2 protein-coding genes are annotated in these 2,871 nt (G+C 71.0%); both read right to left on the reverse strand.

What is annotated here, in order from left to right; translation table 11 throughout:
• A partial coding sequence (locus ABYE80_RS19285) for a YveK family protein (protein ID WP_372791932.1) occupies window positions 1–1,181 on the reverse strand: 1,181 nt, incomplete at its 3' end.
• An 83-nt stretch (window positions 1,182–1,264) separates the two neighbouring features.
• A complete protein-coding gene (locus tag ABYE80_RS19290) occupies window positions 1,265–2,788 on the reverse strand; it encodes an oligosaccharide flippase family protein (protein ID WP_372791933.1) in 1,524 nt (507 codons plus the stop codon).
• Window positions 2,789–2,871 lie beyond the last annotated feature (83 nt).

A 2,871-nucleotide genomic window follows, 5' to 3' on the forward strand; every position in this document is an offset into this window, starting at 1 on the left:
CGGACGGTCTGCAGCACCTCGGCCGGTGTGGCGTTGCCACCCAGGTAGTCGCTCAGGCCGGGGGAGCGCTCGATGCCCAGCCGGCCGGCGAGCGACGGGCGTCGCAGGTCGCACTCGATCAGCAGGGTCAGCTGCCCGGAGAGGGCGCTGGCGGTCGCCACGGCGGAGGCCACGGTCGACTTGCCCTCCGCGGGCAGCGCGCTGGTGACGGCGATGAGCTTGGCGGGGTCGTCGACGTCGAGGTAGCCGAGGTTGGTGCGGATGATCCGCGCGGCCTCGATGTCGGTCGCGGGCATGACGCGCCCGCCCGGAGTCGGGACCGCCGTGGCGCCCAGCGCGTCGCCGCTGAGCATGCCGAGCAGCGCGTACGGGAACTCCCGGCGGACGTCGTCGGCGCTGCGAAGGCGCCGGTCGAGGGAGTTGCGCAGGAAGGCGTAGCCGACGCCGAGCGTGAGGCCGAGGATGAGGGCGATCACCGCGTTGCGCACGGGGCGCGGGGAGAACGGCGCCGCGGGCAGATCCGCGCTCTCGACCAGGACCGCGGCCTTCGAGAACCGCTGCAGCGACGCGAGCTGCGCGATCTCCTGCCGGTAGGCGGATGCCGTCAGCGCATCGGTGTCGCGGGTCGGGCTGTCCTTGTCACGGACGCGGGTGAGGACGCGCTTGAGCTCCCGCTCGAGGCTGCGCTGGGCGCCGATCAGACGGGCGCGCTGCTGGGCGTTGAGGTACTTGGCGGTCTGCCGGGCGAACTCGTCCGCGAGGATCTTGGCGTCCCGTGCGCCGTCGTCCACCGCGGTCACGATGACCAGGTTCGTCCGCAGCTCGACGTTGCCGGTCACCTTGCTGCGCAGCTCACGGATGGACAGCGGGGAGTTCAGCTCGTCACGGACCTGCGTCGAGACCTGGACCGAGCGGACGAGGTCCGCCGCCTGCGACGCGCTGACCGCGGGGTTGGTCGGGAGCACGTCGACCCGCCCGATGAGACCAACGTCCTGCGTGACGTCGCGGAGCTGGATCGAGGACTCGGCGCGATAGGACTTCGACACCTGGGCGGTGAGCGCGACCGTCGTCACGACGATCCCGACGACGATCAGGACGATGCCGATCCGGTGCTGGCGCAGGATCCGCAGGTAGTCGCGCAGCGTGGTGGTGTGCGGGTCGCCCTGAGCCGCCTGATTCACGGGGTGGTCCATGTGGGTGGGATGCCGACGGGCGTCAGGTGTCGCGCCGCTGCGTCGGCGACGGTAGCACGCGTCGCCCCGGATCAGGCCGGTAGTGGCTCCGTAACCGCCCGACGCCGTCGCAGATAGCTGATCGCTTCACGGAGCAGGTCCCGTTCGAAGGCCCAGGTCGCCGCACCGGTGAAGCCCACGAACAGGGCCAGTTCCGTCAGCGCGACGCCCCAGCCCCGCTCGCCAGCGCCCTCGAGCGCTCGCGCCACCGCGACGGCCGCGACGGCGGGGACGACGGTCGCCAGCGCGCGGATCGCGTGCCGGGCCATGCCGAACCCCCGGAAGATCCTGCGCAGGAAGTAGCCGCGGACCGCGAGGCTCACCAGCACGGTGATGATCGTCGACGCGGCGAATCCCTCCGCGCCCCAGACGTAGAACATCGGGATGGTGCAGACGAACGCGGAGGCCTGGACGAGGGTCGCGATGCCGATCGGGCGCGTGTCGTCCAGCGCCCGGCAGTAGGACGTCCAGTTGAAGCCGAGCTGGCTCAGCGCCGCCGCGATCGCGGTCGCCTGGACGATGAGGATGGCCCCGGTCCACTCGTCGCCCAGCACCAGGTGCACGAGGTCGGACGTGAAGAGCGCGAGGCCGACCCCGAAGGGCAGCGCCCACATCAGCGCGAGGCGGTTGGACTTGACGAACGTCTCGAACAGGAGGGCCCGTCGGTCGCGGACGGTGCAGATGACGGGGTACAGGGTGGCCGACAGCACCTGATCGACCCGCCCCGTCATCTGCGTGATCTGCGCGGCGAGGGTGATGGCGCCCGCCCCGGCGAGGCCCAGGGCGTCCTCGCCGAAGAAGATCGATGCCTGGGCGATCACGATGCCGCCCACGCTGGCGACGAACAGCGGGGCCGAGAACCGCGCGTAGGACCGCAGCGTGCCCCGGTCGTAGCGGATCCGCAGCCGGTAGGGCGTGGTCAGCAGCGCGACCAGCGCTCCCATCCACGAGCCGACGAGGACCCCCACCACCAGCGCCCAGTATCCGAACCCCGCGACGGCGAGCACGACCGTGACGATGAACGCGACCACGGGGTCGACCGCCTGGTAGATGCGCTGGCGGGCGAACTGCATGCGCCGGTACAGGATCCAGAAGGGAACCTGGAGCTGGCCCGCCGGGATCAGCAGCGCGAGGGCGAAGCCGGGCAGGATGAGCTCCGAGTTGCCGTACGCCACGGCCATGAGCGGCACCGCGGCGAGCAGGATCACGAACAGGATGGAGTTGACGATCAGCTCCATCGTGAACGCACGCTGGAACGCGAGCTCCTGGTCCTCCTCGTCCTGCTGGACGTACTTGTCCGGGACGCCGATCTGCTTCAGCCAGGTCAGCGTGCCCAGGGAGATGAGCAGGATCCCCCAGATGCCGTAGTCCGACGGCGTGAGGAAGGCCGCCAGGAGGAACCCCTTCACGAACGTCAGCCCGGTGAGGCCCGTCATGAAGGCGCCGTTGATGAGCGTCCCGCGCGCCGCGTGCTGGCGCAGCGTCACCCCCGGACGAAGCCGATACCGGGCGCTGCCCGCGGAGGCGGGCGGGGTATCGATCACAGGCTCGCCCACCTCCGCCACGCTAGCACCGGATTGCGAGCCGCCGCGTCGCCCGCAAGGATGTCGGGCTCGTGTTCGCCCCTTCGCGCTTCCCG

Source organism: Paraconexibacter sp., from assembly GCF_041602235.1.
Classification (GTDB): Bacteria; Actinomycetota; Thermoleophilia; order Solirubrobacterales; family Solirubrobacteraceae; genus Paraconexibacter.